The 6723-nt window shown below is 69.1% G+C and carries 5 protein-coding genes; 3 read left to right on the top strand and 2 right to left on the bottom strand.

The window, feature by feature from the left end; all coding sequences use genetic code 11:
* Window positions 1–314 precede the first annotated feature (314 nt).
* Window positions 315–1634, top strand: a complete 1320-nt coding sequence (locus AC2H6A_RS16900; RefSeq protein WP_484274884.1) for an LLM class flavin-dependent oxidoreductase — start codon at window positions 315–317, stop codon at window positions 1632–1634.
* Window positions 1635–1682: 48 nt separating this feature from the next.
* Here the strand turns inward: AC2H6A_RS16900 and AC2H6A_RS16895 are convergent, their stop codons facing one another.
* Complete coding sequence (locus AC2H6A_RS16895; protein WP_484274883.1) at window positions 1683–3320, bottom strand: BamA/TamA family outer membrane protein; 1638 nt, start codon at window positions 3318–3320, stop codon at window positions 1683–1685.
* Between the two features lie 85 nt (window positions 3321–3405).
* Here AC2H6A_RS16895 and AC2H6A_RS16890 point away from each other — a divergent pair, with 85 nt between their 5' ends.
* Window positions 3406–4221 (top strand): SDR family NAD(P)-dependent oxidoreductase, encoded by an 816-nt coding sequence (locus AC2H6A_RS16890; protein ID WP_484274882.1) that lies wholly within the window; start codon window positions 3406–3408, stop codon window positions 4219–4221.
* A 184-nt stretch (window positions 4222–4405) separates the two neighbouring features.
* The gene (locus AC2H6A_RS16885) at window positions 4406–6142 is read left to right on the top strand and encodes an N-acyl-D-amino-acid deacylase family protein (protein WP_484274881.1); all 1737 of its coding nucleotides are present in this window, start codon (window positions 4406–4408) and stop codon (window positions 6140–6142) included.
* Between the two features lie 15 nt (window positions 6143–6157).
* Here AC2H6A_RS16885 and AC2H6A_RS16880 read toward each other — a convergent pair whose 3' ends face one another.
* Window positions 6158–6517: an H-NS histone family protein gene (locus tag AC2H6A_RS16880; protein ID WP_484274880.1), complete on the bottom strand. Its 360-nt coding sequence runs from the start codon at window positions 6515–6517 to the stop codon at window positions 6158–6160.
* Window positions 6518–6723: the final 206 nt, after the last annotated feature.

The raw sequence follows: 6723 nt of genomic DNA, 5'->3' as shown, positions 1-6723 counted from the left end.
GGGTAGGCAGCAGAGCCCAGAACGCCGACCACCGCGACCGCGATGGCCATTTCAACCCGGGTATGACCCTGGATGGGCGCCGCAGGATGAGCCGGGGGCGCCGAAACTTCTCGAACGGATCCGACCAGGGTCCTGCGGGTCATGCGGTTCCTGCGGGTGTTGCACCGGCCTGCGGGGAATGCCGCCCTGGCTTTTCAGATTGGTGATCGGCACGAGCGTCACCCGATTGAGCGCATCCGGCGCGAACGGCGCGAAGCCGACGACCGGCGGCAGCCCGGGGGCGCGGTAGAGTCGGGAACCTTCCGGAGAGCCTCATGCCCAGGACCCTGCATCTCGGCGCCTTCATGCGCCCCGTCGGCATCCACACCGCCTGGTGGCGCTATCCCGGCGCCTGGCCCGATGCCAACTTCAATCTCGGCCATCTCGTGCGCATGATCCAGACCCTGGAGCGCGGCTGCTTCGATGCCTTCTTCATGGCCGACCACCTCGCAGTACTCAACATGCCCATGGCTGCCCTGCGACGCAGCGCCACCGTCAGCTCCTTCGAGCCGCTCACCCTGCTCTCGGCCCTGGCCATGGTCACGCAGCGCATCGGCCTGGTGGCCACCGCGTCCACCACCTTCGACGAGCCCTATCACATCGCCCGGCGCTTCGCCTCGCTGGATCACCTCAGCGGCGGCCGGGCGGGCTGGAACATCGTCACCACCTCGAACCCCGATGCCGCGCTCAATTTCGGCCTGACCGAGCACATGGAGCACGACGAGCGCTATCGCCGTGCGCGCGAGTTCTTCGCGGTGGTGACCGGGCTGTGGGACAGCTGGGCCGACGACGCCTGGCTGCGCGACCCCGAGAGCGGGGTGTTCTTCGACGAGCGCCGTCTGCATGTGCTGGACCACCACGGCGAGCACCTGCAGGTGCGCGGGCCGCTGAACATCGCCCGGCCCATCCAGGGCTGGCCGGTGATCGTGCAGGCCGGTGCTTCCGAGGCAGGTCGCCAGCTCGCCGCAGAGACGGCGGAGCTGGTCTTCTGCAGCCACCGCAGCATCGACGAGGGCCGCCGCTTCCGCGAGGACATCCATGCCCGCATGCGAGCGTCGGGGCGTGAGCCCGACTCGCTCAAGATCCTGCCCGGTGCCCTGGTGACCGTGGGCCGCAGCACCCAGGAGGCGCAGGAACGGCAGGCGCTCCTGGACAGTCTCGTGCATCCCGACAGCGCACTGCCCAACCTGTCGATCCGGCTCGGCGTGGATGCGTCGGGGTTTGCGCTGGACGAACCCCTGCCCGACATTCCCCAGACGAATCAGAGCCAGAGCGGTCAAAACGCGCTTCTGACACTCGCGCGACGCGATGGCCTGACGGTGCGACAGCTCGCCGCGATGGTGGGCGGCTACGGCGGGCTCAAGATGGTCGGCACCGCCACCGAGATCGCCGACACCATGGAAGCGTGGCTGCTGTCGGAGGCCTGTGACGGCTTCAATGTCATGTTCCCCACCGTGCCCGCCGGGCTCGATGACTTCGTCGATCTGGTGGTGCCCGAACTGCAGCGACGAGGCCTGTTCCGGCGCGCCTATCAGGGACGCACCCTGCGCGAGCATCTCGGCCTGCACCGCCCGCCCAACCGTTTCTTCGGCTGACCCGCACAGCCCCGAGCTGCAACGCGCGAGGCCGGCGCCCGCCCCCGTTCAGAAGCTCGACCGGGTGTGGACCAGGAACTGCACGCGGCTCATGCGGGCGTCGGGATTGATCGGCACCGCCACATCGAGGTGGATCACGCTGATGAAGGCCGAGCGCACATTGAACAGCCGAAGCCCGACACCGACATTGCCCAGCCAGCCCGGGTTGAGCAGGTTGATGTTGTCGCCTCCCCAGGCGCGGCCCAGGTCGGCGAACACGGCGCCGCCGACCCGCAGCAGCTGCCACCAGAACTGGTCGGTGTAGTAGCGCTCTTCGATGGTGAGCAGGGCGCGCCGGGTGCCGGCCTGATAACGCAGCGGGTAGCCACGCAGCCCGTTGTCCCCGCCCAGCAGCAGCGTGTCGGCCACCCCGGGGCGGGTGATCGCGTCGGCCGAGACCGACCCGTAGAACAGCCAGCGTCCCGTCTGGGGCAGGAAGTACTGCGCCCTGGCCGACACCCGCTGCCGATCCACCTGGCCATCGAGCAGCCGGCCAGACACCGAGGCCACCGCCAGCAGCCGGTGCCGTGGCGCCGGCTCGAAGCCGCGGCTCAGCGAAGCCTGGTAGAGCAGCGGGTCGGCCGTGGACCCCAGCGAGCGCATCGCCTGACCGATCTGCACGCTGGCCGCCAGACCCATCGCCAGGAACTCCGGACGGCCGATCTGGCTGAGGTTGCTGGTCTTCTCGAAGCGGTCCTCGATCAGGTCCACCCTGACGAAAGGAGCCACCAGGGTCTCGTCGCCAGGCAGTCGGGCAGGCGGCGCCTTGCCGGGCTCCAGTCCGTAGGCATCTTCGCGCGCACCCACGCCGACGGTGTAGCGCCGTACCCAACCCTCGGCAAGGCCGCCCGACCAGCCGACATAGGCCTCCGCGAGGTTCTGCTGATGGCGATACTGGCTGGCCACCTCGCCGGCGTTGTAGACCGAATCGATGCGGTCATCGCGCGACACCCCCACGCCTGCCGACCAGCGGCTGTCCAGCGCACGGAAGGGCCTTGCCAGCCGCAGGCCGCGGCGTTCGCCGTCGCTGTTGCTCGAGAGCACGAGAGAGCCGGCCAGCTCCGACCCGAAGAGCCGATCGCCGGCAAGCTGGAAGTCGCTTTCACTGCGATCGACATCGGTGGAGCGCCCGATACCGAGCTGGATGCCGGTGCCGGCGAGGTTGTACTCGCGCAACGACACCGAGCGGGAATTCTCGCCCCCCGAACGGCCCAGACTCAGGCCGGGCTCGATGGTCCAGCTATCGCGGGTGATCACCTCGATGTCGACGAGACCGTCGCGCACCGGCACCACGCGCATCTCGACATCCTGCAGGAAGCCGGTGCCCCGCAGCAGCCGCTCCGATTCCTCGATGAGCCGCGCGGAAAGCCGCTCGCCCGCCCTGAACAGCAGGATGCGTTCGATCACCCCCGCGCGGGTGCGGATGTGCAGGGCATTGGCCCAGCGAAACAGGCGCTTGTCCTCGTCGGGATTGCTGGTGTCGAAGATGTTGCGGTTGAGGATGCGGACCTCGTTGATCCGCACACCGGCCGCCTCGAGGTGGACCAGCATCGCGCCATCGGTGGGCGCAGCGCGGGCCGGCAAAGCCACGATGACCCCCAGGACCAGCCAGAGGGCGCACCCGAGTCTCGACAGCCTGAACCTCATCGATCGATTGTACCGAGGCGCCGGGTCGCCAACCCGCGGCCACCGCTACACTCACCGCTCCGGATCAGCGCGAAGGCAAACGGGCATGGGTGGCGAGGAGCACGAGGCGGGCGGCGGCACCGCGGCACCGCTCGCGGTGGTGATCGGCGCGAGCGGCGGCCTGGGCGCGGCGCTGGTGCACGGGCTGCGTCGGGAACCGCACTGGCCCAGGGTGCTGGCACTCTCGCGCACGCCGCCCGACAAGGTGTGGGACGCGGCGGCCGAAGCCCCTGCTGATGCCACGCGCGACGCAACGCCCGACAGGCCAACCGCAGGCCTCGCGCACGGCCGCATCGACCTCACCGATCCCGACAGCATCGCGGCGGCCGCCCGGCAGGCAGCCGCGCTCGGTGAGGTCCGGCTGGTGATCGTGGCCACCGGCCTGCTCCACGGGCCTGGCGTAGCGCCCGAAAAGCACTGGGGCGCCATCGACCCGCAGGCCATGGCCACGCTGTTCGCGGTCAACTGCACCGGGCCGGCCCTGGTGGCGCGGCACTTCCTGCCGCTGATGCCGCGGCGCGGGCGCTCGGTGTTCGCGGCGATATCTGCCCGGGTGGGCAGCATCGGCGATAACCGGCTTGGCGGCTGGTATGGCTACCGGGCCTCCAAGGCTGCGCTGAACATGACTCTCAAGGGGCTGGCGATCGAGCTCGCGCGGCGCTCGCCCGAGGCGCTTTGCATCGGCCTGCACCCGGGCACGGTCGACACCGCCCTGTCGCGCCCCTTCCAGACGGGAGTGGCCGCCGGCCGCCTGTTCAGCCCGGACGCGTCGGCAGCCCGCCTGCTGGCGGTGATCGACTCGACCGGCCCCGAACACAGCGGCAGCGTATTGGCCTGGGACGGTTCGGTGGTTCCGCCCTGAGCTGACCGGTCGGGTGGTGGCGCAACCCGAGGGGCAAGAACCGCCCTTCCACCCGGACGCGCCCGCTCGCGACCCCATGCCGGCGTCTCGGATGCCGGCCGAGCGCGCGCCGGACAAGCCGCTGGCGCAGTAACATCCATCATCGCCGGCGATTTCCCCGGCCAACCCCATTCGGAGACCGGCCATGGCCCACTACGACCTCATCATCCGCGGCGGCACCCTGCACGACGGTACCGGCAGCGAACCGCGGGTGGCCGACATCGCGGTCAAGGATGGCCGCATCGCCGCCATCGGCGAAGTGATCGGCGGCGCCTCCGAAGAAATCGACGCCCGCGGCCTGCTGGTCACCCCGGGATTCGTCGACGTCCACACCCACTACGACGGTCAGACCACCTGGGAGAGCCAGCTCGCGCCGTCCTCGCAGCATGGGGTCACTTCGGTGGTCATGGGCAACTGCGGCGTGGGCTTTGCCCCCTGCAAGCCCGAGCAGCGCGACATCCTGGTCAAGGTCATGGAAGGCGTGGAAGACGTGCCCGAGGTGGTCATGACCGAGGGCCTGCCCTGGAACTGGGAAACCTTCCCCGAATACCTCGACGCGCTCGAGGCACGGCAGTTCGACATCGATGTGGCTGCCCAGCTGCCGCACTCCGCGCTGCGGGTGTATGTCATGGGCGAGCGCGCCGCCAGGCATGAGCCCCCCACGGCCGAGGATCTCGCCCGCATGCGCCAGCTCACCGCCGAAGCGGTGCGTGCCGGGGCGCTCGGGGTGACCACCTCGCGCAACATGATGCACCGGACCAAGGCAGGCGAACTCGCGCCCAGCCTGTACTCCGAGGAAGACGAACTCGGCGCGCTCGCCGAAGGTCTCAAGGATGCCGGCCAGGGCGTGTTCCAGATCATCCCGGCGCCGATGGGCGACGCGCGCTCCGAATTCGCGCTCATGCGCCGGCTGGCCGAGCGCAGCGGCCGTCCGCTGTCGTATTCCCTCATCCAGATGCCCACCGGCGACGAAAACGGCTGGCGCGATTCCCTCGCTGCGCTCAGCCAGGCCGCCCGCGACGGTCTGGAAATGCGCGCCCAGGTGGCGCCGCGCCCGGTGGGCATGTTCTACGGGCTCGATCTCAGCTTCCACCCTTTCGTCTTTCACCCGAGCTACAAGGCGATCAGCCGTCTGCCGCTGGCCGAACGCGTGGCCCGCATGAAAGACCCGGCATTCCGCGCTCAACTGATGCAGGAGCATCCGCAGGACACCAACCCGGTGAGTCTCGCGACCGTGAAGTCCTTCCGTTATGCCTATGCCTGGGACCAGGAGGCGAATTACGAGCCCGATCTCGGCCAGCGGCTCGATCGCCGCGCGAAAGCGGCCGGACTGTCGATCGAGGAATTCGCCTACGACCTGCTGCTGGCCCATGAAGGCCGCGCCATCTTCTACCAGCCCGCGGCCAACTATCGCGACGGCAATCTGAATGCGGTTCGCGAAATGCTCGTGCATCCCCGCGCCGTTGTCGGCCTGGCCGATGGGGGCGCGCATTACGGCATGATCTGCGACGCCAGTTTCCCCACCTATTTTCTCACCCGCTGGGCCCGCGATGCCGGGCCCGAGCAGCGCATCGCCCTGCCCGAGGCGATCGCGGCCCTCACCAGCGCTCCGGCCATGCTCGCCGGTCTGGCAGACCGGGGCAGGCTCGCCGTCGGGTTGAAGGCCGACATCAATGTCATCGACTTCCCGCGCCTGAGGGTGCATGTCCCCTCGGTGGCGCACGACCTGCCGGCGGGCGGTCGTCGCCTGCGTCAACCCGCTGATGGCTATGTGGCCACCATCGTCTCGGGCACCGTCACCTACCGGAACGGGAAGGCCACCGGCGCGCTGCCAGGCCGACTGGTGCGCGGCCAGCGGGTGCCGGCCGCGGTGGCCGCCTGAGGCGGCCTCGTTCGCTCAGCCCGCCGCCTTCAGCAGGAAATCCTCGCGCTTGCGACCGGCGGCCTCGGCCTCGGCCAGCCAGGTGGGCGCGCGGCCCCGTCCCGTCCAGGTCTGGCCGGTGGCCTCGTCGCGGTACTTGATCGCCACCGGCTTGCGCGCCGCGGCGGCAACCGGTCTGGCGGCGCCAGCCGATTTGCGGGGCGCCTTGGCCTTGAGCGCCTCCTGAATATCGTCAAGCGTGATGCCCTCGGCCTTCATCCGGCGCACGATGTCACGGACTGCCGGGCCCTTGCGACTGGCCTTGAGTTTCTCCGCTTTCTCCTGCAGACGACGGATCTGGGTTTCGATCGATTTCAGCGATGCGGCTCGCGCCATGAGTATCCTCCAAATTGAATAGCCAGTTTAACCGCAATTCGGGATCAGTCTCAAGCAGTGAGATTCCCTGATACTCGATGACAGGTGATTCCACGCAGCAATGCCCTAAAAACCCCTGTCAAGACAGGGTCGCATCGAACGACGAATCGTCGGCATAACCAAGAGCCCATCCCATGCGTCCCACCCTCCCCCTGCTCATCACCACC

The sequence above is a fragment of the Quisquiliibacterium sp. genome (assembly GCF_982640115.1).
This window is presented reverse-complemented; position numbering and strand designations above follow the sequence as displayed.